Here is a 23,465-nt window from a genome sequence, read left to right on the forward strand (position 1 = left end):
ATCGCTCCCTTCATGGCCCGCAAGCGCAAGTCCTCGCCCGGATCCCGGCGCAGGGCACGTCCGGCGCCGCCGGAGGCGGACCTGGGCGCCATCCGCGCGCGGATCGATGCGCTGGATGCCGAGCTGGGCGAACGCATCAGCGAGCGTGCCCGGCTGGCACAGCAGGTGGGCGTCGCCAAGGGCCGGCACGGTGCGGTGGATTTCTACCGGCCGGAACGCGAGGCGCAGGTGCTGCGCGGCGTGGCCGCCCGCAACCGCGGGCCACTCAGCAACGAGGAGATGGTCCGGCTGTTCCGCGAGATCATGTCCGCCTGCCTGGCGCAGGAGGAGCCGCTGAAGGTCGGCTACCTGGGCCCGGAAGGCACCTTCAGCCAGTCGGCCGTCTACAAGCAGTTTGGCCATTCGGTGCGTGCGCTGCCCCTGGGGACCATCGACGAGGTGTTCCACGAAGTGGAGTCCGGCGCCGCGGATTTCGGCGTGGTGCCGGTGGAGAATTCCACGGAGGGTACCGTCAACCACACGCTGGACCTGTTCCTGGGTTCGCCGCTGAAGATCTGCGGCGAGGTCGAGTTGCGCGTGCGCCAGCATCTGCTGGGCACGATGCCGGCACTGGAACAGGTAGCGCGGGTCTGCGCGCATCCGCAGTCACTGGCCCAGTGTCGTGCCTGGCTGCGTGAATACCTGCCGGGAGTGCCGACGGTGGAGGCCACCAGCAACGCCGAAGGTGCCCGCCGCGCCCGCGACGAGGCCGGCACCGCCGCCATCGCCGGCGATGCGGCGGCAGAGGTCTACGGCCTCGACAAGCTGGTGGCCGATATCGAGGACCGGCCGGACAACACCACGCGGTTCCTGGTGGTGGGGCGCAAGCTGTTCCCGCCGAGTGGCGACGACAAGACCAGCCTGCTGCTCTCGAGCAGCAAGGGCGAGGACGCCGGCGCGCTGCACCGCCTGCTTGCGCCGCTGGCGGAGCACAAGGTCAACATGACGCGCATCGAATCCCGGCCGTCGCGCCAGCGCAAGTGGCACTACGTGTTCTTCGTCGATGTCGACGGCCATGCCGAGGAGCGCCACGTTGCACGCGCGCTGGAGCAGCTGCGCCGCCAGGCAGACCTGTTCCGCGTCCTCGGCTCGTACCCGAAGGCCATCCTCTAGGCCGCGCATGGCACGGCTCACCGACGCTGTCGGCCGGAGTGGCCCGTGAAGTGCCTGCTGGCCAGCCCGGGCGGGCGCGTCGATGGCGCCATCCGGGTACCGGGCGACAAGTCCATTTCGCATCGCGCCATCATGCTGGGCGCGATCGCCTCCGGCACCACCCGCATCCGCGGCTTCCTGCCCGGCGAGGACTGCCTGGCGACGCTGGCGGCAATGCAGGCCATGGGCGTGGATGTGGTCCGCACCGGCCATACCGAAGTCACCCTGGCCGGTGCCGGGCTGCGCGGGCTGCGCCCGCCCGCCGGTCCGCTCGACATGGGCAACTCGGGCACCGCCATGCGGCTGCTGGCCGGCCTGCTGGCAGGGCAGTCCTTCGAGTCCACGCTGGTCGGTGACACCTCGCTGTCGAAGCGGCCGATGGAGCGGGTCGCGCAGCCGCTGCGCGAGATGGGTGCCGGCATCGAGACCGTCGATGGGCACCCGCCGCTGCGCATCCTCGGCGGTGCCGCCCTGCATGGCATCGACTACGCCATGCCGGTGGCCAGCGCACAGGTGAAGTCCGCGCTGCTGCTGGCCGGGCTGTACGCCAGCGGCACGACCACGGTGCGCGAACCCGCGGTGACCCGCGACCACAGCGAGCGGATGCTGGCGGCCTTCGGCCAGGCCGTGCGGCGCGAAGGGCTGGTGGTCCACCTCGAGCCGGCCGGGAAGCTGGAGGCCGTGCCGGTGGATGTGCCCGGGGACCTGTCTTCCGCCACGTTCCTGATCCTCGCCGCCGGCCTGGCCCGGGAGGGTTCGCTGGTCATCGAACACGTTGGCCTGAACCCGACGCGGACCGGCATCCTGGAAATATTCCGCCTCATGGGCCTGGATTTCACGGTGGAGGCGCAGGAGGTCGCGCCGGGTGCCGAGCCGGTCGGGCGCATCACCGTCCGCCCCTCGCAGCTGCGTGGAGCCGTGATTCCGCCGGCTCTGGTGCCGCTCGCCATCGACGAGTTTCCCGCGGTCTTCGTGGCCGCCGCACTGGCCGACGGCGAAACCGTGATCAGCGGCGCCGAGGAACTGCGGCACAAGGAAAGCGATCGCATCGCCGTCATGGCCAGCGGCCTGCGGGCCCTCGGTGCGGGGATCATCGAGACCGCCGACGGCGCACGCATCCAGGGTGGCCCGCTCGGTGGTGGCGAGGTGGACAGTGCCGGCGACCACCGCATTGCCATGGCCTTCGCGGTCGGTGCCAGCTGCGCGCAGGGCGGGGTGCGCATCCTCGACACGGCCAACGTCGCCACCTCGTTCCCTGGCTTTGCCGCCCTGGCGCAGCGCATCGGCCTGCGTATCGAGGAGACCGCTGGCAGTGACCGCCCCGCCTGACGTCCCGGTCATCGCCCTCGACGGCCCGGGTGGTTCCGGCAAGGGCACCGTGGCCCGGGCCGTGGCGCGTCGCCTCGGCTGGCATCTGCTCGACAGCGGTGCGCTCTACCGGGTCGTCGCGGTCGCGGCGCTGGAGCAGGGGCTTTCCCTGGACGGCGAATCCGGCCTGGCGGCGGTTGCTGCCAGCCTCGATGCCCGCTTCGATGCCTTCGCCGGCCCCGAGGGCCGGGTGCTGCTGGGCGGGCGCGACGTGAGCAGCGCCATCCGCTCGGAGTCCGCCGGCGCCGCCGCCTCGCGGGTGGCCGCGTGGCCGGCCGTGCGCGCCGCCCTCGTCGGTCGCCAGCGGGGATTCCGCGTGGCCCCGGGACTGGTGGCCGACGGGCGCGACATGGGCTCGGTCATTTTCCCGGATGCCGGGCTGAAGGTGTTCCTGACGGCCGCCGTGGACGAGCGCGCCCGCAGGCGCCATAACCAGTTGAAGCAGAAGGGTATTGATGTTAGCCTTGCCGCCCTTTCCAAGGACATGGCGGAGCGCGACCGCCGCGATGCGGAGCGAACCGTCGCGCCGCTGCGGGCCTGCCCGGACGCACGCACCCTGGATTCCACCGGCATCGGTGTCGATGAGGTGGTTTCGAGGGTGCTCGGCTGGGCAGCCGCGGCATTCCCCGGAGTGGCGCCCGGGACCGGACCGCAGGGGCGTGGGTGACCTGCGGAGTTGCAACTGAACCGTTTCGCGACAGGATGTTGCGGACACAACCAATCGCCGCCCTGATGTTGGCGGCCGGATGAACATAAATGACCGAATCTTTTGCCGAGCTCTTTGAGCAAAGTCTTGCCAGCAGCCGTATCCGCCCCGGCACCATCCTCACCGGTCGAGTGGTGGAGGTGTCCAACGAGGTCGTGGTCGTCAGCGCCGGACTGAAGTCCGAGGCCGTGATTCCTACCAGCCAGTTCCGCAACGAACGTGGCGAGATCGAGGTGCAGATCGGTGACCACGTCGAAGTGGCGCTGGACTCCGTCGAGGACGGCCATGGCGAGACCCGCCTGTCCCGCGAACGCGCCAAGCGCGCCCGCACCTGGGAGCAGCTGGAAGATGCCTTCGAGAACGGCAAGATCGTCAGGGGCCTGATCAGCGGGCGCGTCAAGGGCGGCTTCACGGTGGACGTCGACTATGTGCGCGCATTCCTGCCGGGCTCGCTGGTGGACGTGCGCCCTGTGCGCGACCCCTCCTACCTCGAGGGCAAGGACCTCGAGTTCAAGGTGATCAAGCTCGATCGCCGTCGCAACAACGTCGTGGTGTCGCGACGCGCGGTGGTGGAGCAGGAATACAGCTCCGAGCGCGAGGCCATGCTCTCGCAGCTGCAGGAAGGCGCCACCGTCAAGGGCATCGTCAAGAATCTCACCGATTACGGTGCCTTCGTCGACCTCGGCGGCATCGACGGCCTGCTGCATATCACCGACATGGCGTGGAAGCGCGTCAAGCACCCCTCGGAAGTGGTCAATGTCGGCGACGAGATCAACGTCAAGATCCTGCGCTTCGACCGCGAGAAGAACCGCGTCTCGCTCGGCGTGAAGCAGCTGGGTTCGGATCCCTGGGAGGCGATCTCCCGCCGCTATCCGCCCAATACCCGGCTGTTCGGCAAGGTCACCAACATCGCCGACTACGGCTGCTTCGTCGAGATCGAGGAGGGCGTCGAGGGGCTGGTCCACGTCTCGGAGATGGACTGGACCAACAAGAACGTCAATCCGTCGAAGGTCGTGCAGATCGGCGACGAGGTCGAGGTCATGGTCCTCGACATCGACGAAGAGCGCCGGCGCATCTCGCTGGGTCTCAAGCAGTGCAAGCCGAATCCCTGGGCCGAGTTCGCGGCGAGCTACAACAAGAACGACCGCGTCACCGGCAAGATCAAGTCGATCACCGACTTCGGCATTTTCATCGGCCTGCCTGGCGGCATCGACGGCCTGGTGCACCTCTCCGACATTTCCTGGGATGCCCCCGGCGAGGAGGCGGTGCGCAAGTACAAGAAGGGCGAGGATGTCGAGGCGGTGGTGCTCAGCATCGACCCCGAGCGCGAGCGCATCTCGCTCGGCGTCAAGCAGCTCGACAACGACCCGCTGTCGACGTTCATGGCGCAGTTTCCCAAGGGCAGCATCGTCAAGGGAACGGTCATCGAGGTGGATGCCCGTGCCGCAGTCATCGACCTTGGCGACGGCATCCAGGGGCAGCTGCGCGCCAGCGAGCTGGCGCGTGACCGCGTCGAGGATGCGCGTTCCGTGCTGAAGGTCGGCGACGTGGTGGAGGCGAAGTTCACCGGCCTGGACCGCAAGAGCCGCGTCATTTCGCTGTCCATCAAGGCCAAGGAGGCCCATGAGGAGGCGGAGGCGGTGGAAAGCTACCGTTCCTCGGATGCCACTTCCGGGACCACGCTGGGCGACCTGCTCAAGGAGCGGATCGCCGGCGGCGGCAGCGAGGGCTGAGCGCAACCGGGCGTGATGGGGCGCCACCGCCGGCTGCCGGGGCAGCAGACCCGGGCCGGCGGTGACGGATGATCAGGGGGAGTACTGCCTTGGCCATGACGAAGTCTGAACTCATCGAGCTGCTGGCACGCAAGCAGAAGCATCTGCCGACAAAGGACGTCGAACTGGCGGTCAAGCACCTGCTGGAACTGATGAGCAACGCGCTGGCATCGGGCGAGCGCATCGAGATCCGCGGTTTCGGCAGTTTTTCCCTGCACTTCCGGCCTCCACGTCAGGGGCGCAACCCGAAGACGGGCGAGGCCGTGGCGCTGGCCGGGAAGTTCGTCCCGCACTTCAAGCCCGGCAAGGACCTGCGCGACCGCGTCAACGAGAACAAGTCGCTGCCGATCAAGGAATAGCCGTCCCCCAACCCCGGCGGAGGTGGCAGGGATCATCGTGCACAGGATCTTCTGGCTGTTGCTGCTGTTCCTCATGCTGGTGCTGGCCGTGCTGTTCGCGGCCATGAACCCGGGACTCGTCGACCTCGACCTCGGGCTGTTCGAGACCCGCATGCAGAAGTCGCTGGCGCTGACGCTGGCATTTGCCGCCGGCTGGGTATTCGGCCTGCTGAGCCTGGCGCTGGTGCTGCTGCGCATGTGGCTGGAGCGGCGCAAGCTGCGCAAGGCGCTGCGCCTCGCCGAGGCCGAGGTCCATACGCTGCGCAGCCTGCCTCCGCCGCATGCCGACTGAGGCGGCGTTCTTCTTTGCCGGGCTGCTGTTCATCGCGGCAGCGCTCGGCTACGTATTCGCCCGCCTCGGGCAGCTGGACGACGAGGAACTGGGACCCAGCGGCCTCGATTACGTGCGCGGCCTCCGGTTCCTGCTCAGGGAGCAGCCGGACCGGGCACTGGAGGCCTTCACCACCCCTGGCGAACTCGATGAAGACACCATCGAGACCCATTTCGCGCTCGGGCAGCTGTTCCGCAAGCGGGGCGAGGTGGAGCGCGCCATCCGCGTCCACAGGGACCTGATCGATCGCCCCAACCTGCGGCGCGACCACCGGGAGCAGGCGCAGTTCGCGCTGGCAGAGGACTACCTGAGTGCCGGCCTGTTCGACCGCGCCGAGACCCTGCTGGCGGAGTTGCGCGGTTCCCCGCGGCAGGGGATCGAAGCGCTGCGCCGCCTGATACGCCTGGCGGAGCTCACCCACGAGTGGGAGCGCGCCATCGAGCTGCACCGCGAGCTGGAGGCGGTGGATCGTACGGCAGCGCGTTCCGGCCGGGTGGCACATTACCTCTGCGAACTGGCCGAGCAGGCCAGGCTTGCCAGGAACCTGCCGCAGGCCATCGCCTGGCTGGACCGGGCCGCACAGGCTCGCCAGGACAGCGTGCGGCTGGCGCTGGTGCGCGCCGCGGTGGCCTCCGACGCCGGCGACCATGAACAGGCCATCCGTTGCTACCAGCGCGTCGCGGAGCGCGAGCCGTCCTTGCTGGTGGATGTCCTGCCACGCCTGTCCGCGGCCTGCCGCGCTGCCGGCCGCGATGCTGATTTCTCGCGGTTCATCGAGGACCTGCTGGCGCAGGATCCACGGGCAGCACGCGCGGTGGCGTTTGCCACCATCCTCGATCCTGGCATCAATGACCCGCGCGCACTGGCCTGCCTCCGGGATTTCATCCGTGCCGATGCCACCCTGCAGGCGCTCGTCGATGGCGAGCGGCTGGCATCGGCGCCCGAGGCCGAGCGGGCGCAGGCCCTGGAGCGGGTGCGCCGGGCGCTGCGCCACATGGCGAGCGCCGGCCGTTCCTACCGCTGCCTCGAGTGCGGCTACGCCAGTGCCAGCCTGCAGTGGCAGTGCCCGGGCTGCGCGGCCTGGGACGTGGTGCGGCCGCGCGTGCGGCTGGCTTTCGAGTCGGGTGATCGCTGAAGCTGTCGCGGCGCCGTGGCCCGCGTTTCCGCTGTTTCACGCATGTTTTCCCGCTGGGATCGTCCTGGTCCGGATCCTAGGCTGTCAGCATCCGCCATGGTGGCGGGTGATACCCCTGCTGACACATCAAGGAGACTGACATGCGAAACTGGCTGATCATCGCCGCGGCGCTGCTGGTGCCTGCCCTGGGGCTGGCCGGGCCCGTCGACCTCAACAGCGCGGATGCCGCCACCCTGGCGCGGGAACTCGACGGCATCGGCCTGGCACGCGCCAAGGCGATCGTCGAATACCGGGAGAAGAACGGCAAGTTCCGCTCCGCCGACGAGCTGCTCAAGGTCAAGGGCATCGGGCCCCAGGTCCTCCAGCAGAACAAGGCCAACCTCCAGCTCCGCGATCCTGCCAGGTAGGCGGCTCCTGCGGGACGGGTGCGGCGCCGGCGGCGCCGTACCCGTCCACAGGCCATGCCCGTCGCGGAATTCGCCCGGGGATTTCGCTAAGATCTTGCGTCCATTCCCAGGCGGATCCAGCAACCATGGCCAGGTTCAAGCCGGTACGAACGGCAGTCTTCCCGGTGGCCGGGCGGGGCACACGCTTCCTGCCCGCTACCAAGGCGATGCCCAAGGAGATGCTGCCTATCGTCGACAAGCCGCTGATCCAGTATGCGGTGGAAGAGGCACTGGCTGCCGGTGCAACACGGCTGGTGTTCATCACGGGCAGCACCAAGCGTTCGATCGAGGACCATTTCGATCGCGATGCGGAACTCGAGCGCGCGCTGGAAGCGGCCGGCAAGCAGCAGCTGCTGGGACTGGTCAGGAACATCCTGCCGAACGGGGTGTCCTGCGTGTACATCCGGCAGGGCGAGCCCCTCGGCCTCGGCCACGCCGTGCTCTGTGCCCGTCCGGCGGTGGGCGACGAGCCGTTCTTCGTGCACCTGCCTGATGACCTGATCCGCGCCCGTACTTCCTGCCTTGCGCAGATGCGCGGGCATTACGAGCAGCATGGCGCGAGCGTGCTGGCGGTGGAGGACGTGCCGGCGGAGAAGACCAGCAGCTACGGCATCGTCGATGCGGACAGCGAGGGCAGGCTGCGCCGGATCGTCGAGAAGCCGGCACCCGACAAGGCACCATCGACCCTGGCGGTGGTGGGCCGCTACCTGCTCACGCCCGCCATCTTCGACATGCTGGAGAATATCGGCCGCGGCGCGGGCGGGGAGATCCAGCTCACCGACGGCATCGCGGCGCTGCTGCGGCAGGAGCCGGTGCACGCCTTCCGCTTCGCCGGCCGGCGTTACGACTGCGGCAGCAAGCTCGGCTACGTGGAGGCCATCGTCGATTTCGCGATGGAGGACCAGGCGCTGCGCGAGTCGCTGAAGGCGCACCTCGCCGCGCATCGCTGAGGCCTGGGCACCGCGGCAGCCGCCGTTGTTTTCCCGCCCGCACCCGGCGGCTTTCGGCGGCCGCGGATGTGGCGCCCGGGCTGAAATTCGGTTATACCAGCCAACAGGACCGGTTCGGGCGCCCTGTCGGACTGCCCGGCGGGCCCGGTTGACTGGGGTTTGTCAGGGGGGGGCAACCATGGGAAAGCAGCAAGCGCCATGCCGTCGCAATGGCATCGTCCAACTGTCTGCAGTCGTCGCCACCGCGCTACTGGTGAGTGTGCCCACGGGCATGGCACTGGCGCAGGTCGACACGATGATCCAGGAGATCGTCGTCACCGCGCGCAAGAAGGCCGAGAACCTGCAGGAGGTGCCGGTGGCCGTCACGGCCTTCACCTCCGACGCCATCGAGAGTGCGGGCATCCGTGACCTCTATGACGTCGCGGAGCTGACACCAGGCCTGTCCTTCTTCAATGCGCAGGGCGAGTTCCTCGCGGTGCCGGTGATCCGGGGCATGGCACCCACGGACATCTTCGGCGAGAACAACGCGGCGATCTTCGTCGATGGCATCTACGTTTCGGGTCGCGAGGGGCTGAACTTCTCCCAGCTCGACCTGGAACGCATCGAAGTGGTCAAGGGGCCGCAGAGCGCGCTGTACGGCCGCAATGCCTTCAGCGGCGCCATCAACTACGTGACGAAGATGCCCTCCGACCAGTTCGGCATGAAGGCGGAGATGACCGGTGGCTCGGATGGCCGGATGGGGGGGCAGGCGGCGATCACCGGGCCCATCTTCTCCGACCAGCTGACCGGGCGCCTGTCGGCGCTCTACGACGAATTCGACGGCACCTATGGCAATCCGCTGGGCCACCAGGACATATCCGGCTACCGCTATCGCAGTGCCCAGGGAACACTGCGCTGGGTGCCGGCGGAAAGCTTCAGCATGACCGGCGCGCTGTACTACTCCAATGACGAGATAGACGACTCGGCGACCACGGCCTACCCGGCCACCTGCCAGAACCGCGTGGATGCCAACCTCAACCTGAAGCGCCTGCAGGACTTCTGCGGCCGGATCCCCAGCATGGACGAGTATGCCGACAGCCTGCGCGGCATCGGCACCCCGTCTGCGCAGTACCTTGCCGATGCGCTGGCCAACGAGTCCATCCCCAAGATCGCGCGCGCACTCGGCGAGGACCGGGACCTCGCGCGGGGCCACCTGACGATCGACTGGGACGTGCTCGGCGGGACGGTCACCGCCCTGACCGGCTATTCCAGAACCACGCAGTCTGCCCTGGTCGATGGCAACCGCAGCCTCGGCGTCGACCTGCCCTTCGTCTTCTGCACCAGCACCACCGACCTCGGTGGCGGGGCCTACACCTGCAACCGCCTCGCTGGCGTGCTCCAGGTCGACCGCCTCACCACTGGGCTGCTGCAGCTCCAGCAGGAGAGCGAGACGCAGGAGATCAGCCAGGAAATCCGCTTCACCAGCGGCCAGGACCAGCCCTTCCGCTGGTCGGCCGGTGCCTACTGGTACGACGTGGATCGAGACGTGCGCGAGCGTGGCGTCGAGGCGACCAATCAGCCGGCGCCCGCCTTCCCGGCCAACCAGTTCGGCCCCATCGTCACGACCTTCCCGATCATCATCGGCGATGCCGCCTTCCGCCCCTGGTTCAAGCCCGGGGGTGATGCCGATCCGCTCGAGCGTCACATCCAGGAGAACCGGGACAATTCCTGGTCGGTCTTCACCTCGGGCGAGATGGATGTGACCGATGCCCTGACGCTCGATGCCCAGCTGCGCTACGGGCATGAGGAAAAGGAAGTGCAGGGGTACCGCTGGGACGAGGTGAATCTCGCCGCTGCCGACCCGCTCCTCAGTGCCCACGACAAGGACAGCTGGGATGCCGTCACCTGGCGGCTGGGCGCAAAGCTCGACGTCTCCCCCGACTGGATGACCTACGCGTCGGTGTCCAGGGGTGAAAAATCCGGCGGCTTCGACGTCGTCAGCGTCAACTATGTCGATCTCAGCTCGGGACTGCTCATCAAGCCCTTCGACGAGGAGAAGCTGCTGGCCACCGAACTGGGCATCAAGGGGCACACGCCCGACGGGCGCATGGCGATCGACATGTCGGTGTACCTCAACAACTGGGATGACGTGGTCATTCCCGAGGTCTACGAGAGCAGCCCCTTCGATGGCCGGGCTTTCCAGACACCGGTGAGCTTCAACGGCAACCTGGGCAACGCGACGATCATCGGCTGGGAAGTGGTGATGGACGTGCAGATCACCGATGACCTGTCCATGCGGCTGAGCGGCTCGCATACCGATGCCACCTGGGACCATGGGACCCGCCAGGCGACGCTGGCGACCTTCCCGGGTTTCCGGCCCGATGACTGCCAGGCGGCGGTGACCAACCCTGCCGCGGAAGCGGACTGCAAGGCCCGCTCCGGCGATATCTCGGGGAACACCATGCTGCGCCAGCCGGAGTGGCAGGCCAGCGCCAGCCTGGATTACCGGCGGCAGCTGTCCGGCGAATGGAGCCTGTTCTCGCGTGCCGACTACAGCTACCAGGGCAAGGTCTACGAGGGCAACAGCAACGACAGCTGGTTGCCGGACCACAGCTACGTGAACCTGACGCTCGGCATCGAATCGGGCCGCTACTCGGTCGAGCTCTGGGGACGGAACGTCTTCAACGACGACAGCCCGATCGCCGCCTATCGGGACGTCTTCTTCACCAATGCCACGGACGTCTACCAGCAGGCGCCGCCATCCTCGACCCCGGACGACTTCTTTCCCTGGCGGCTGACGGTGACGCATCCCCGCCTGGCCACCTGGGGCCTCACGGCGCGCGTGCGCTTCGGCGGGGAGGAACGCTGAATGGGGGGCTGCGTTATCGCAGCGGCAGCAGGAGACTGGCTCCCCGGGCCGGACTCGAACCAGCGACCAATCGGTTAACAGCCGATCGCTCTACCACTGAGCTACCGGGGAGTGGATACCAGACTCATGCTGCGGGGCTTAAGCCCTTGAGAAGCGGGGCGATTCTGTTTTAAGCGGCAGGCCAAGTCAAGGCACCTGTCCGTCGGCCGGGCCAATCAGGCCAGGACGCGGCGCATCCGGCCGATCGCTTCCTTCAGGGTGTCGATACCGCAGGCATACGACAGGCGGAAATGCCCCTGGGCACCGAAGGCCGATCCCGGCACGACCGCGACGTCGGCCTCGCGCAGCAGCAGCTCGCACAGGGCCACGTCATCCGCCAGACCAAGGCGGCGGATGGCTTCGCCCGCATCGGGGAAGGCGTAGAACGCGCCGGCAGCCGGAATGCAGCGCAGGCCCGGGATGGCATCCAGGGCGGCCACGATGTAGTCATGGCGCACGCGAAATGCCTGCGTCATCTCCCGCACGCAATCCTGCCCACCCTCCAGCGCGGCGATGCTGGCAGCCTGGGAGATGCTGCAGGGATTCGACGTGCTCTGGCCCTGCAGTTTCTTCATGGCGGCCACCAGCTTCCGCGGTCCCGCCGCGTAGCCGATGCGCCAGCCCGTCATCGCGTAGCACTTGGAGACGCCATTGATGGTCACCGTGCGATCCGCAAGCGACGGACAGGCCGCCGCGAAGCTCACGAACGGCTCCGGGCCCCAGTAGATGTGCTCGTAGATGTCGTCCGCGCCGATGACGATGTTCGGGTGCTGCTCCAGGACCGCACCCAGCGCCTGCCATTCGGCGCGGCTGTACGCGGCCCCGGTGGGATTGCCCGGGCTGTTGAGGAACAGCAGCCGCGTGCGTTCGGTGATGGCGGCCTGCAGCGCGCGCGGCGTGATGCGGAATCCGTCGGCGAGACTGGCATTGACCATCACCGGCTCGGCGTCCGCCAGCCGGACCATGTCGGGATAGGACACCCAGCAGGGCGCCGGGATGATGGCTTCGTCACCCGGATTCAGCACGGCCATGGCCAGGTTGAAGCAGGACTGCTTGGCGCCCGAGGAGGCGATGACCTGCTCCGGCGCGAATTCCAGGCCGTTCTCGCGCCGGAACTTGCCGATGATGGCAGCCTTCAGTGCCGCCGATCCCTCGACCGGCGTGTAGCGCGTCAGGCCGCTGCCGATGGCCTCGATGGCGGCGGCACGGACGTGGGCCGGCGTGTCGAAGTCCGGCTCCCCGGCGCTGAGGTCGATGATCGGACGGCCCTGGCTGCGCAGCTCCGTGGCCAGCGCGCTGGTGGCCATGGTGGGTGAGGGCCTGGCGCGTTGCAGGCGCTGGGAAACTGATAGGCTCAACGGCTGATCCCCGGCAATCCGGCCGATACGAGGCGGCTGCAGATACTAAGGTATCCCCCTGCGGCAACCAAGGGCGCACATGGACAGGTTCGAGTTGACGACAGCGCTGCGGCCAGCGGGAGACCAGCCCGAGGCCATTCGCGCTCTGGTGGCCGACATCGAGGCCGGGCTCGCCAGGCAGACGCTGCTCGGCGTCACCGGATCGGGCAAGACCTTCACCATGGCCAACGTCATCGCCGCGATCCAGCGTCCGGCGATGATCCTCGCACCCAACAAGACCCTGGCGGCGCAGCTCTACGGCGAGATGCGGGAGTTCTTCCCGCGCAATCGCGTCGAGTACTTCGTCTCCTACTATGACTACTACCAGCCCGAGGCCTACGTGCCGTCCACCGATACCTACATCGAGAAGGACGCATCGATCAATGCCCACATCGAGCAGATGCGGCTCTCGGCCACCAAGTCGCTGCTGGAACGTGCCGACGCCATCATCGTCGCCACGGTCTCCTCCATCTACGGCCTCGGCGATCCGCAGGCCTACCTGAGCATGGTGCTGCACCTCTCGCGTGGCCATCGCGTCGACCAGCGCGACCTGCTGCGTCGCCTCGCGGAGATGCAGTACACGCGCAATGACCTCGAGCTGTCCCAGGGCAGCTACCGGGTGCGTGGCGAGATCCTCGACGTGTTCCCCGCGGATTCGGAGCGCCAGGCGGTGCGCGTCGCGCTGTTCGACGACGAGATCGAGTCGCTCACCTGGTTCGACCCGCTGACCGGCGAGCAGGGCGAGTCCGTGCCGCGCCTGACGCTGTTCCCGAAGACCCACTACGTGACGCCGCGCGACATCATGCTGCGCGCCGTGGAGCAGATCCGCGAGGAGCTGCGCGAGCGCCTGGCGGTGCTTCGCCAGGCGGGCAAGCTGCTCGAGGCGCAACGGCTGGAGCAGCGCACGATGTTCGACCTCGAGATGATCAACGAGGTCGGCTATTGCAACGGCATCGAGAACTACAGCCGCTACCTCTCGGGGCGCCAGCCCGGGGAGCCGCCGCCCTGCCTGTTCGACTACCTGCCGCGCAATGCACTGCTGATCGTCGACGAGAGCCATGTGACCATCCCGCAGCTGGGCGGCATGTACCGTGGCGACCGCTCGCGGAAGGAGACGCTGGTGGAGTACGGCTTCCGCCTGCCATCGGCTCTGGACAACCGCCCGCTGCGCTTCGACGAATTCGAGCGCATCGCGCCGCAGACCGTGTATGTCTCGGCGACGCCTGGTCCGTACGAGCGCCGCGAATCGCAGGCCGTGGTGGAGCAGGTGGTGCGGCCGACCGGGCTGCTGGATCCGGAAGTTCTGGTGCGCGCCGCCGCCACGCAGGTGGATGACGTGCTGTCGGAGATCAACCGCCGGGTGGCCGACGACGAGCGCGTGCTGATCACCACGCTGACCAAGCGCATGGCGGAGGACCTGACCGACTTCCTGCAGGAGCATGGCGTGCGGGTGCGCTACCTGCACTCCGACATCGAGACCGTGGAGCGCACGGAGATCATCCGCGACCTGCGCCTCGGCCGCTTCGACGTGCTGGTCGGCATCAACCTGCTGCGTGAGGGCCTCGACATGCCGGAGGTCTCGCTGGTGGCGATCCTCGATGCCGACAAGGAAGGGTTCCTGCGCTCGGAGGGATCGCTGATCCAGACCATCGGCCGGGCGGCACGCAACGTCCGCGGCACCGCCATCCTCTATGCGGACCGCGTCACGGGTTCCATGGAGCGGGCAATGGCCGAGACCAACCGCCGGCGCGCCCGGCAGCTGGCCTACAACGAGGCCCACGGCATCGTCCCGGCCAGCATCCGCAAGGACGTGCGCGACATCCTCGAGGGTGCGCGCAGCGAGCCGGCCCGCGGCAGGGGCCGCGAGCGTCGGCGGGTGGCCGAACCGGCCGCGCCGGACTACGCCAGCCTGGGTCCCGCGGGCACGGCGCAGGAACTGCGCCGGCTGGAGAAGCGCATGCACGAGCATGCCCGCAACCTGGAATTCGAGCAGGCCGCCCGGCTGCGGGACCAGATCGCGGCGCTGCGTGAGCAGGGGCTGGGACTGCCCCCGTCGCGCCAGGCGGGCTGAGTGCCTTGCGGCGGGGGCGGCCGATTGGGTATCGTTGCGCCTCCGTGGCCGCCTGCCGGCGGCCCGAATGCCCACAGGCGCGTAGCTCAGCGGTTAGAGCACTTGCTTGACATGCAAGGGGTCGGTGGTTCGATTCCACTCGCGCCTACCATTCCAGCGTACAGCCCCGAAGGCCACCGATGCCCGTCGTTACCCTGCCCGATGGCAGCACCCGCAGCTTCGATCACCCGGTCACGGTGGCCGGGGTGGCCGCCGCCATCGGCCCCGGCCTGGCACGCGCCGCGCTGGCGGGCCGCGTCGATGGCCGGCTGGTCGATACCTCGTTCCGCATCGACGGCGATGCGCGCGTCGCCATCGTCACCGACAAGGACGCCGACGGTCTCGAGGTCATCCGGCATTCCACCGCGCACCTGCTGGCGCAGGCGGTCAAGGCGCTGTTCCCCGCCGCGCAGGTGACCATCGGCCCGGTGATCGAGGACGGCTTCTACTACGACTTTGCCTTCGAGAGGCCCTTCACGCCCGAGGACATCGCCGCCATCGAGGCGAAGATGAAGGAGCTGGCCAGGGCCGACCTGCCCGTCAGCCGGCGCGTGCTGCCGCGCGATGAGGCCGTCAGGGTCTTCAGCGACCTCGGCGAGAAGTACAAGGCGGAGATCATCGCCGGCATCCCGGCAGGCGAGGAGATCGGCCTCTACGGGCAGGGCGACTGGTTCGACCTCTGCCGCGGCCCGCACGTGCCGTCCACCGGCAAGCTCAAGGCGTTCAAGCTGATGAAGGTGGCCGGCGCCTACTGGCGGGGTGACTCGCGCAACGAGATGCTCCAGCGCATCTACGGTACCGCCTGGCCGGACGAGAAGTCGCTCAAGGACTATCTGCACCGTCTCGAGGAGGCCGAGAAGCGCGACCACCGCCGCATCGGCCGCGAGCTCGACCTGTTCCACTTCCAGGAAGAAGCGCCCGGCGCCGTCTTCTGGCACCCGAAGGGCTGGACGCTGTTCCAGCAGCTCATCGGCTACATGCGCGAGCGCCAGCAGCAGGCGGGTTATCTCGAGGTCAACACCCCGGAGGTCATGGACCGCAGCCTCTGGGTGCAATCCGGTCACGTCGAGAAGTTCGGCGAGAACATGTTCATGACCCGGACTCCGGACGAGCGGGTCTACGCCATCAAGCCCATGAACTGCCCGGGCCACATCCAGGTGTTCAACCAGGGCCTGAAGAGCTACCGCGAGCTGCCGCTGCGGATCTGCGAGTTCGGCAAGGTCCACCGCTACGAGCCCTCCGGGGCGCTGCATGGCCTGATGCGCGTGCGCGCCTTCACCCAGGACGATGCCCACGTGTTCTGCACCGAGGAGCAGATCACCGCGGAGTCGGTGGCGATCACCCACCTGATCCTCGGTATCTACCGCGACTTCGGCTTCGAGGACATCCGCATCAAGTTCTCCGACCGGCCGGAGAAGCGTGTCGGCAGCGACGCCATCTGGGACCGGGCCGAGGCGGCCTTGCTGGCCGCGGCCGAGGCGGCGGGCCTGGAGATGACCCGCAACCCGGGGGAGGGGGCCTTCTACGGCCCGAAGCTCGAATTCGTGCTGCGCGACGCCATCGGCCGGGACTGGCAATGCGGCACCCTGCAGGTGGACTTCAACCTGCCGGGGCGTCTGGGGGCCAGCTACGTCGCCGACGACAGCCAGCGGCGGGTGCCGGTCATGCTCCACCGGGCCATGTTCGGTTCCCTGGAGCGGTTTTGCGGCATTCTGCTCGAACACCACGCCGGCCGGCTGCCGTCCTGGCTGGCGCCGGTGCAGGCCGTGGTCCTCAATATCACCGACCGCCAGGCCGGCTACGCCGGCACGGTCAAGGAAGTACTGGAAAATCAGGGCTTTCGAATCGCGGCGGACTTGAGAAACGAGAAGATCGGCTTTAAGATTCGCGAACACACGCTGCAGCGGGTTCCCTATCTCCTGGTGACGGGCGACCGGGAAGCCGAAACGAAGACCGTGGCCGTGCGCACGCGAAGCGGCAAGGATCTGGGCACGATGTCCCTCGAGGCACTGTCCCGGCACCTTGGTTCCGAGGTCGCGAGCCGCGGCCGCGTCGCTATGGAGGATTGACGCATCGTCGCTAGCAAGAGGATTCGGCGGAACGAGGAAATCGACTCCCGCCAGTTGCGGGTCATCGGCGCCGACGGGCAGATGATCGGGGTGATGACCAGAGAGCAGGCGCTCGAGATGGCATCGTCCCAGGAACTGGACCTGGTGGAGGTTTCCCCCACCGCCGACCCGCCGGTATGCCGGATCCTGGATTTCGGCAAGTTCCTGTTCGAGCAGAACAAGAAGGCCCATGCTGCCAAGCGCAAGCAGAAGCAGATCCAGGTCAAGGAAGTGAAGTTCCGCCCCGGCACCGAGGAAGGCGACTACCAGGTCAAGCTGCGCAACCTGGTGCGCTTCCTGAGCGAAGGTGACAAGGCGAAGGTGACCCTGCGGTACCGGGGGCGCGAGATGGCGCACCAGGACCTGGGTTTCAAGCTGCTGCAACGTGTGCAGCAGGACCTTCAGGAGCATGGCGCAGTCGAGCAGATGCCGAAGCTCGAAGGCCGCCAGCTGGTGATGGTGATTTCACCAAAGAGAAAGTGAGTGACGGCCAGCCAGCGCCGGGCATCCCGCCCGGAGCCTCTGGCCGAAACCCGCCTGCCCCGGCCGCGAGGTTCGGTTCAGGCCCCAGGAGAGTGACATGCCGAAGATGAAGACCAAGCGCGGCGCTGCAAAGCGTTTCCGTGCAACGGGGAATGGCGGTTTCAAGCACGGCCAGTCCCACTTGAACCATATCCTCACCAAGAAGAGCGCCAAGCGGAAGCGCCAGCTCGGCCCGATGCACCAGGTCGAGGAATGCGACGTGCCGGGCCTGCGCAAGCAGCTGCCCTACGCGTAACGGGAGGAACAGGACATGGCAAGAGTCAAGCGTGGCGTTACCGCAGGCAAGCGCCACAAGAAGATCCTCAAGAAGGCCAAGGGCTACTACAACGGTCGCCGCAAGGTCTACCGTGCGGCCAAGCAGGCTGTCATCAAGGCGGGGCAGTATGCGTTCCGCGACCGCCGCGTGAAGAAGCGCGAGTTCCGCGCCCTGTGGATCGCCCGCATCAACGCCGCCATCCGGCCCCACGGCCTGTCGTACAGCCGGTTCATCAACGGACTGAAGCTGGCCGGCATCGAGGTCGACCGCAAGGTCCTCGCCGACCTGGCGGTGCACGATGCCGAGGCCTTCGCCGCCCTGGCCGAGCAGGCCAGGGGCCAGCTCGCGGCCTGATCCGGCCGCGGCCGCTGGCGGAGATCACCGGACGGCCCCGGCAGAGGTGCCGGGGCCGTTCTGTTGCAGGAACCTATGGACGCACTCGAAGGGCTCATGGGTCGCGCGCGGGCTGCCGTGGCCGAGGCCGCGAACCTCGCCGTGCTCGATGAAGTCCGGGTCCGCTTCCTCGGCAAGAAGGGCGAGCTGACGGCGCTGCTGAAGCAGCTCGGCGGGCTGCCGGCCGCGGAGCGCCCGGCGGCCGGCCAGGCCATCAACGTGGCCCGTGATGCCGTCATCGCCGCGCTGGAACAGCGCCGCACCCAGCTCGAGGCCGAGCAGCTGGCGACCACGCTGGCCGGGGAACGCGTCGACCTGACACTGCCCGGACGCGGTACGGCGCCGGGTGGGGAACACCCGGTGAGCCGCTCGCTGGCGCGCATCGAGGCGATCTTCCGCGGCGCCGGCTTCGCGGTCCACGAGGGGCCGGAGATCGAGGACGACTTCCACAACTTCACGGCGCTGAACATCCCGGAGAACCATCCGGCGCGCGCGATGCACGACACCTTCTACTTCCCTGGCGGGCGGCTGCTGCGCACGCATACCTCGCCGGTGCAGATCCGCGCGCTGCGGGCGCAGGGGGCACCGATCCGGCTCATCGCCCCAGGGCGTGTATACCGCTGCGATTCGGACATGACCCACACGCCCATGTTCCACCAGGTCGAGGGCCTGGTGGTCGGTCGCGGTGTCAGCTTCGCCAACCTGAAGGCCGTGCTGCACGAGTTCGTCGAGCGCTTCTTCGAGCGCCCGGCGACGCTGCGCTTCCGGCCGTCCTATTTCCCCTTCACCGAGCCGTCGGCGGAGGTCGATGTGCAGGCCGAATCCGGGCGCTGGCTGGAGATCCTCGGCTGCGGCATGGTTCACCCTGAAGTGCTGCGCCAGGCCGGTGTGGATCCCGAGGAGTTCACCGGCTACGCCTTTGGCATGGGCGTGGAGCGCCTGACGATGCTCCGCTGTGGCGTCAACGACCTGCGCCTGTTCTTCGACAACGACCTGCGCTTCCTGCGCCAGTTCAACTGAGGCGCCGATGAAGATCTGCGACTCCTGGCTGCAGGAACAGGTTCCCCACGGGCTGGACCCGCAGGCGCTGGCCCGGCGGCTGACCATGCTCGGCCTGGAGGTCGATGCCCTGGACAGGGCAGGCGAACCGCTGGAGCGGGTGGTCGTCGGGCGCGTCGTCGGCCTCAGGCGGCATCCCAACGCCGACAAGCTGTCGCTGTGCCAGGTGGACATCGGCGCCACCGAGCCGCTCGGCATCGTCTGCGGCGCCGCCAATGTCCGCGAAGGCGGCCTGTACGCCACGGCGCTGGAAGGTGCGCGGCTGCCGGGTGGCCTGGTCATCAAGCCGACGCGACTGCGCGGGGAACCCTCTGCCGGAATGCTGTGCTCGGCCAGGGAGCTGGGCCTGGAGGCCGGTGTCGACGGCCTGCTGGAACTCGATGCCGATGCGGTGCCGGGCAGCGATGTCACGGGCCTGCTGAAGCTGGGCGATCCGGTGCTCGATCTCAACATCACGCCGAACCGCGCCGACTGCTTCAGCATCCTCGGCATCGCCCGCGAAGTCGCGGCCCTCGAGGCGGCACCGCGGGCCGAGGCCGCGCAGCCGGCCATCGCGGCGACGATTGCCGATGTGCAACCGATCGAACTCGCCGATGCTGGCGCCTGCCCGCGTTTCGCGGGCCGCATCATCCGCGGCCTGCGGCCCGATGCGGCAACGCCGCTGTGGATGCGCGAGCGGCTGCGCCGCTGCGGCGTGCGCCCTATTCACCCGGTAGTGGACGTGACCAACTACGTGATGCTGGAGCTGGGCCAGCCGATGCATGCCTATGACCTGGCGCGGCTCGATGGCGCTGTCACCGCGCGGCTCGCCAGGCCGGGCGAGGCCTGTGTGCTGCTCGATGGCCAGGAGGTCCACCCGCAGGAAGACGTGCTGGTCATCGCCGACGGGACGGGGCCGGTGGGGCTGGCGGGCATCATGGGTGGCAGCCGTACGGCGGTCAGCGCCACCACGCGGGACATCTTTCTCGAGGCCGCCTTCTTCACGCCGGCCGCCATGGCCGGCCGGGCCCGGCGCTTCGGCCTGCATACGGAGGCCTCGCTGCGCTTCGAGCGTGGTGTGGATCCGACGCTGCCGCCACGTGCCATCGAGCGCGCCACGGAACTGGTGCTGGCCATTGCCGGTGGCCGGCCCGGGCCGGTGGTGGATCGCTGCGAACCGGCCCGGCTGCCGGTGCGCCATGCCGTGCGGCTGCGCCGCGCGCGTCTCGCCCGGGTGCTGGGCGTGGAGATCGACCCGGCGGAGGTGCAGGAGATCCTGGTGCGTCTGCGCATGCAGGTAAAACCGGACGGGGAGGGCTGGCTGGTGACGCCGCCGGCGGCACGCTTCGACATCGAGCGGGAGGAGGACCTCATCGAGGAGGTTGCCCGCGTCCACGGCTATGAGCGCATTCCCGCCCTGCCCGGTGCGGCAACGGTGCAGCCGGCAGCGGTGGGCGAGGTGCCGGATCCGGTGCGCCATGCAGCGATGCTGCTGGTGGCGCGCGGCTACCAGGAGGCCATCACCTACAGCTTCATCGAGCCGGCCATGGCGAGCCGCTTCGGCGCCGATCCGGCGGCGGCACTGCAGCTGGCCAACCCGATCTCCGCCGAGCTGGCGGTGATGCGCCAGTCGCTGTGGCCCGGACTGGTGCTGGCGGCGCGCGAGAACCTCCGCCGGCAGCAACCGCGGCTGCGCCTGTTCGAGACCGGCGCGCGCTACCTGGGGCGTGACGGGCAGGCGCCGGAGGAGCAGCGCTGCCTGGCCGGCATCGCCATCGGCCCGCGCTGGCCCGAGCAATGGGGCGAGCGCGCCCAGCCGGTGGACGTGTTCGACGTGAAGGCGGACGTCGAAGCCCTGCTGGCCCGGGGTGGCCGGCTGGATGCCGTCAGCTTCGAGGTGGCGTCGCATCCGGCGCTGCACCCGGGCCGGTCCGCCCGCATCCGCGTGGCGGGCCGTGATGCCGGCTGGCTCGGCGAGCTGCACCCGGCGCTCGCCGCGGAACTGGAGCTGCCGGGCACGATGCTCTTCGAGTTGTCGCTGGAAGCGCTGATCCCGTCGAAGCCTTCGTTCGCGGGTTTCTCGCAGCTGCCGGCGGTGCGCCGCGATATCGCCATGGTGGTGACGCGGGACATTCCCGTGGCGAGCCTGCTGGCACGGGTGCGTGCCACCACGCCGCCCGCGCTGCTGCGGGATGCGTTCGTATTTGACATATACACCGGTCCGCAGGTTGGCAACGCTGAAAAAAGCGTTGCTATAGGCTTGATTTTGCAGGATACATCCCGCACCCTAACGGACGAGGAAGCGAACGGCGTCCTGCAGGAAGTGACTGCGGCGCTGGGCCGCGAATTCAAGGCCAGAATCAGACAATAGGCCGGCCAGCGAGAGAATCAGCAGTCATGGCCCTGACAAAAGCCGATATGGCAGAATCCCTGTTCAACGAGCTTGGCCTCAACAAGCGTGAAGCCAGGGAACTCGTCGACCTCTTTTTCGAGGACCTGCGAGCGTCCCTTGCCAGCGGCGAACAGGTGAAGCTGTCCGGATTCGGCAACTTCGATCTGCGCGACAAGAATACCAGGCCGGGCCGGAACCCGAAGACGGGCGAAGAAATTCCCATCACCGCGCGGCGGGTCGTGACCTTCCGTCCGGGACAAAAACTAAAAGCCCGAGTGGAAGCCTATGCTGGAACCGGGAAATAACGACGAACTGCCGCCCATCCCAGGGAAGCGGTATTTCACCATCGGCGAAGTCAGCGAGCTGTGTGCGGTCAAGCCGCACGTGCTGCGCTACTGGGAGCAGGAGTTCCCGCAGCTCAAGCCGGTGAAGCGCCGCGGCAATCGGCGCTATTACCAGCGTCAGGACGTGCTGATCATCCGCCAGATCCGCAGCCTGCTGTATGACGAAGGCTTCACCATCGGCGGTGCGCGCCAGAAGCTCACCGGCGAGGAAGCGAAGAGCGACGTCTCCCAGAGCCAGCAGATCGTGCGGCAGCTGCGCGTCGAGCTCGAGGAAATCCTGAAGATCCTGCGCCGCTGAGCGCCCGCGGTTCCCCGGCGGCGGCGGCTGGGTTATGATTGCGCGCCCTTGCGGGCTCTTTACCCCCGACCGGCGGTCTCCGCACACGTTGCGCGGCTCGCCGGTTCGCACGATCCGCAGGTGGCAGGATCATTCCGCAGTTTCCGATTCGGGGCGTGGCGCAGCCTGGTAGCGCACCTGCATGGGGTGCAGGGGGTCGGAGGTTCGAATCCTCTCGCCCCGACCATTTTCCGTTCAAGGCCTCGCGGCGTCATGCTGCTTTCACTCCGGGGCTTTTTTCGGCATTCTATTGTCATTACGACATGACAAAGCCCGGCGCCCGGCCGATTTGCCGGGCGCGTCGTTCCGGTGCAGAGTCCGGCCAGCAAGCGCATTCACGGAGATCCACAGCCATGGCACGTCCGCATATCGAGCCTTTCGTCGACCGCGATGTCGATTTCAAGAGAATGACCCTGCCGGGTTTCCCCAAGGGGATGAAGTACAAGATGCTGAGCCTGGATACCGACACCGGGGCCTGCTCGATGACGGTGCGGTTCGAGTCGGGCTATCGCCAGCCTCCGGGCATGAGCTATTCGGAGATGGAACTGTTCATCCTGTCCGGATCCGTGCAGTACGGCGACAAGGTGTACGGGAAGGGCAACTACTTCTTCGTCCCGGCGGGCGTGTCCATGCCGGCGATGAGCTCGCCGCGCGGTGCCGAGGGCCTGATGTTCTACAACTACGGCGAGCCGAGCTTCCTCGAGTCCGACGAGGACCACCCGCGGGCGCTGCGTGACCAGCTCATCATGGTGGACGCCTACGAGGGCCTGCAGTGGAAGGTCGCCAACTTCGTCAATCCGTCGGTGGCGCCCGGCTGCATGGTGAAGATGCTGCGCTCGGACCCGCAGACCCACGCGCACTCGCTGCTCTACTGCATGACGCCCAACTACTGGCAGGACAACATCTCCTACCACGACTGCGCGGAGGAGAGCTACCACATCTGGGGCACCTCCTCGATGATGCAGTTCGGCAACCTGCCGACCGGCGGCTACTTCTGGCGGCCCGCCTGGATCAACCACGGCGCCTTCGCCAGCGAACTCGGCGTGCTGGGCTTCGGCCGCACCGACAGCATCCTGCACAACTACTTCCACTTCAACCCGTGGTCCACTCCCGACGAGAACCGCGAGCGCTCCGCCGCCCAGCTGCGCCGGAACAAGCCGAACCTCTACAAGTGGATCCGCTCGCCGGACGGCCACAACCATCCGCACGACTTCGAGTTCCCCGCCTACGACTACGCCAACGAGGACGGCCAGGCTGGCGCAGGCACTGCCGACCTCTACGTTCACGACCACGGGGACGGCGAGGCGCACGCTCATGAACGCAGCAGCCGCAAGGGCGGCGCGAAGGGGCGGCGTCGCTAGCT

General features: G+C 68.0%; 21 protein-coding genes and 3 tRNA genes. 22 read left to right on the forward strand and 2 right to left on the reverse strand.

Annotation, left to right across the window (positions count from 1 at the left end; all coding sequences use genetic code 11):
• Positions 1–12 precede the first annotated feature (12 nt).
• From pheA to HRU81_04915, 10 genes are all read left to right on the forward strand, one after another.
• On the forward strand, positions 13–1,152 hold the full coding sequence (gene pheA / locus HRU81_04870; GenBank protein ID QOJ31484.1) for a prephenate dehydratase: 1,140 nt from the start codon (positions 13–15) through the stop codon (positions 1,150–1,152).
• Positions 1,153–1,197: 45 nt separating this feature from the next.
• Positions 1,198–2,520: a 3-phosphoshikimate 1-carboxyvinyltransferase gene (gene aroA, locus HRU81_04875; protein QOJ31485.1), complete on the forward strand. Its 1,323-nt coding sequence runs from the start codon at positions 1,198–1,200 to the stop codon at positions 2,518–2,520.
• Positions 2,504–3,226 (forward strand): (d)CMP kinase, encoded by a 723-nt coding sequence (locus HRU81_04880; protein ID QOJ31486.1) that lies wholly within the window; start codon positions 2,504–2,506, stop codon positions 3,224–3,226. Before aroA ends, HRU81_04880 begins: the two co-directional genes overlap by 17 nt.
• Before the next feature lie 89 nt (positions 3,227–3,315).
• Entirely contained in the window at positions 3,316–4,998 is a 1,683-nt protein-coding gene (rpsA, locus tag HRU81_04885; GenBank protein QOJ31487.1) for a 30S ribosomal protein S1, read from the forward strand.
• Positions 4,999–5,093: 95 nt separating this feature from the next.
• On the forward strand, positions 5,094–5,396 hold the full coding sequence (ihfB, locus tag HRU81_04890; GenBank protein QOJ31488.1) for an integration host factor subunit beta: 303 nt from the start codon (positions 5,094–5,096) through the stop codon (positions 5,394–5,396).
• Positions 5,397–5,433: 37 nt separating this feature from the next.
• Complete coding sequence (locus tag HRU81_04895; protein QOJ31489.1) at positions 5,434–5,727, forward strand: LapA family protein; 294 nt, start codon at positions 5,434–5,436, stop codon at positions 5,725–5,727.
• A complete protein-coding gene (locus HRU81_04900; protein ID QOJ31490.1) occupies positions 5,717–6,901 on the forward strand; it encodes a tetratricopeptide repeat protein in 1,185 nt (394 codons plus the stop codon). Before HRU81_04895 ends, HRU81_04900 begins: the two co-directional genes overlap by 11 nt.
• Before the next feature lie 140 nt (positions 6,902–7,041).
• Complete coding sequence (locus HRU81_04905) at positions 7,042–7,308, forward strand: helix-hairpin-helix domain-containing protein (protein QOJ31491.1); 267 nt, start codon at positions 7,042–7,044, stop codon at positions 7,306–7,308.
• Positions 7,309–7,433: 125 nt separating this feature from the next.
• Positions 7,434–8,297, forward strand: a complete 864-nt coding sequence (gene galU, locus HRU81_04910; GenBank protein QOJ31492.1) for a UTP--glucose-1-phosphate uridylyltransferase GalU — start codon at positions 7,434–7,436, stop codon at positions 8,295–8,297.
• 253 nt (positions 8,298–8,550) lie between these two features.
• Positions 8,551–11,145, forward strand: a complete 2,595-nt coding sequence (locus HRU81_04915; GenBank protein ID QOJ31493.1) for a TonB-dependent receptor — start codon at positions 8,551–8,553, stop codon at positions 11,143–11,145.
• Between the two features lie 36 nt (positions 11,146–11,181).
• Here the strand turns inward: HRU81_04915 and HRU81_04920 are convergent.
• Positions 11,182–11,256, reverse strand: a tRNA-Asn gene (locus HRU81_04920).
• 104 nt (positions 11,257–11,360) lie between these two features.
• Positions 11,361–12,542 carry a pyridoxal phosphate-dependent aminotransferase gene (locus HRU81_04925; protein ID QOJ31494.1) on the reverse strand — a complete coding sequence of 394 codons (1,182 nt, stop codon included), beginning with the start codon at positions 12,540–12,542 and terminating at the stop codon, positions 11,361–11,363.
• A gap of 79 nt (positions 12,543–12,621) precedes the next feature.
• Between HRU81_04925 and uvrB the strand changes: the two genes are divergently transcribed.
• The 12 genes from uvrB to HRU81_04985 all read left to right on the forward strand — a co-directional run bounded on the left by uvrB (position 12,622) and on the right by HRU81_04985 (position 23,463).
• Complete coding sequence (gene uvrB / locus HRU81_04930; protein QOJ31495.1) at positions 12,622–14,652, forward strand: excinuclease ABC subunit UvrB; 2,031 nt, start codon at positions 12,622–12,624, stop codon at positions 14,650–14,652.
• Positions 14,653–14,727: 75 nt separating this feature from the next.
• Positions 14,728–14,803: transfer RNA gene (locus HRU81_04935), tRNA-Val, on the forward strand.
• 28 nt (positions 14,804–14,831) lie between these two features.
• Positions 14,832–16,760 (forward strand): threonine--tRNA ligase, encoded by a 1,929-nt coding sequence (gene thrS / locus HRU81_04940; GenBank protein QOJ31496.1) that lies wholly within the window; start codon positions 14,832–14,834, stop codon positions 16,758–16,760.
• Between the two features lie 21 nt (positions 16,761–16,781).
• Positions 16,782–17,282 carry a translation initiation factor IF-3 gene (gene infC / locus HRU81_04945; GenBank protein ID QOJ33289.1) on the forward strand — a complete coding sequence of 167 codons (501 nt, stop codon included), beginning with the start codon at positions 16,782–16,784 and terminating at the stop codon, positions 17,280–17,282.
• A 97-nt stretch (positions 17,283–17,379) separates the two neighbouring features.
• Positions 17,380–17,577 (forward strand): 50S ribosomal protein L35, encoded by a 198-nt coding sequence (gene rpmI, locus HRU81_04950; protein QOJ31497.1) that lies wholly within the window; start codon positions 17,380–17,382, stop codon positions 17,575–17,577.
• Between the two features lie 15 nt (positions 17,578–17,592).
• Positions 17,593–17,952, forward strand: coding sequence for a 50S ribosomal protein L20 (gene rplT / locus HRU81_04955; GenBank protein ID QOJ31498.1), 360 nt, complete (start codon positions 17,593–17,595; stop codon positions 17,950–17,952).
• Positions 17,953–18,027: 75 nt separating this feature from the next.
• On the forward strand, positions 18,028–19,011 hold the full coding sequence (gene pheS, locus HRU81_04960) for a phenylalanine--tRNA ligase subunit alpha (GenBank protein ID QOJ31499.1): 984 nt from the start codon (positions 18,028–18,030) through the stop codon (positions 19,009–19,011).
• Between the two features lie 7 nt (positions 19,012–19,018).
• Positions 19,019–21,400, forward strand: coding sequence for a phenylalanine--tRNA ligase subunit beta (gene pheT / locus HRU81_04965; protein QOJ31500.1), 2,382 nt, complete (start codon positions 19,019–19,021; stop codon positions 21,398–21,400).
• Between the two features lie 26 nt (positions 21,401–21,426).
• Positions 21,427–21,726 carry an integration host factor subunit alpha gene (gene ihfA / locus HRU81_04970; GenBank protein ID QOJ31501.1) on the forward strand — a complete coding sequence of 100 codons (300 nt, stop codon included), beginning with the start codon at positions 21,427–21,429 and terminating at the stop codon, positions 21,724–21,726.
• Positions 21,707–22,063 (forward strand): MerR family transcriptional regulator, encoded by a 357-nt coding sequence (locus HRU81_04975; protein ID QOJ31502.1) that lies wholly within the window; start codon positions 21,707–21,709, stop codon positions 22,061–22,063. Before ihfA ends, HRU81_04975 begins: the two co-directional genes overlap by 20 nt.
• 149 nt (positions 22,064–22,212) lie before the next feature.
• Positions 22,213–22,289 (forward strand) — tRNA-Pro (locus tag HRU81_04980).
• Positions 22,290–22,455: 166 nt separating this feature from the next.
• The gene (locus tag HRU81_04985) at positions 22,456–23,463 is read left to right on the forward strand and encodes a DUF4437 domain-containing protein (protein ID QOJ31503.1); all 1,008 of its coding nucleotides are present in this window, start codon (positions 22,456–22,458) and stop codon (positions 23,461–23,463) included.
• Positions 23,464–23,465 lie beyond the last annotated feature (2 nt).

The organism is Gammaproteobacteria bacterium (genome assembly GCA_015709695.1).
In the GTDB taxonomy this organism is placed as follows: domain Bacteria; phylum Pseudomonadota; class Gammaproteobacteria; order Steroidobacterales.

Excerpts from the sequence above, each read along its gene's own strand:
- rpmI (QOJ31497.1), top strand. The coding sequence starts at position 17,380 with ATGCCGAAGATGAAGACCAAGCGCGGCGCTGCAAAGCGTTTCCGTGCA.
- HRU81_04985 (QOJ31503.1), top strand. The coding sequence starts at position 22,456 with ATGGCACGTCCGCATATCGAGCCTTTCGTCGACCGCGATGTCGATTTC.
- ihfB (QOJ31488.1), top strand. The coding sequence starts at position 5,094 with ATGACGAAGTCTGAACTCATCGAGCTGCTGGCACGCAAGCAGAAGCAT.
- HRU81_04905 (QOJ31491.1), top strand. The coding sequence starts at position 7,042 with ATGCGAAACTGGCTGATCATCGCCGCGGCGCTGCTGGTGCCTGCCCTG.
- rplT (QOJ31498.1), top strand. The coding sequence starts at position 17,593 with ATGGCAAGAGTCAAGCGTGGCGTTACCGCAGGCAAGCGCCACAAGAAG.
- HRU81_04975 (QOJ31502.1), top strand. The coding sequence starts at position 21,707 with ATGCTGGAACCGGGAAATAACGACGAACTGCCGCCCATCCCAGGGAAG.
- uvrB (QOJ31495.1), top strand. The coding sequence starts at position 12,622 with ATGGACAGGTTCGAGTTGACGACAGCGCTGCGGCCAGCGGGAGACCAG.
- pheS (QOJ31499.1), top strand. The coding sequence starts at position 18,028 with ATGGACGCACTCGAAGGGCTCATGGGTCGCGCGCGGGCTGCCGTGGCC.
- ihfA (QOJ31501.1), top strand. The coding sequence starts at position 21,427 with ATGGCCCTGACAAAAGCCGATATGGCAGAATCCCTGTTCAACGAGCTT.
- HRU81_04900 (QOJ31490.1), top strand. The coding sequence starts at position 5,717 with ATGCCGACTGAGGCGGCGTTCTTCTTTGCCGGGCTGCTGTTCATCGCG.
- thrS (QOJ31496.1), top strand. The coding sequence starts at position 14,832 with ATGCCCGTCGTTACCCTGCCCGATGGCAGCACCCGCAGCTTCGATCAC.
- pheA (QOJ31484.1), top strand. The coding sequence starts at position 13 with ATGGCCCGCAAGCGCAAGTCCTCGCCCGGATCCCGGCGCAGGGCACGT.
- rpsA (QOJ31487.1), top strand. The coding sequence starts at position 3,316 with ATGACCGAATCTTTTGCCGAGCTCTTTGAGCAAAGTCTTGCCAGCAGC.
- pheT (QOJ31500.1), top strand. The coding sequence starts at position 19,019 with ATGAAGATCTGCGACTCCTGGCTGCAGGAACAGGTTCCCCACGGGCTG.
- galU (QOJ31492.1), top strand. The coding sequence starts at position 7,434 with ATGGCCAGGTTCAAGCCGGTACGAACGGCAGTCTTCCCGGTGGCCGGG.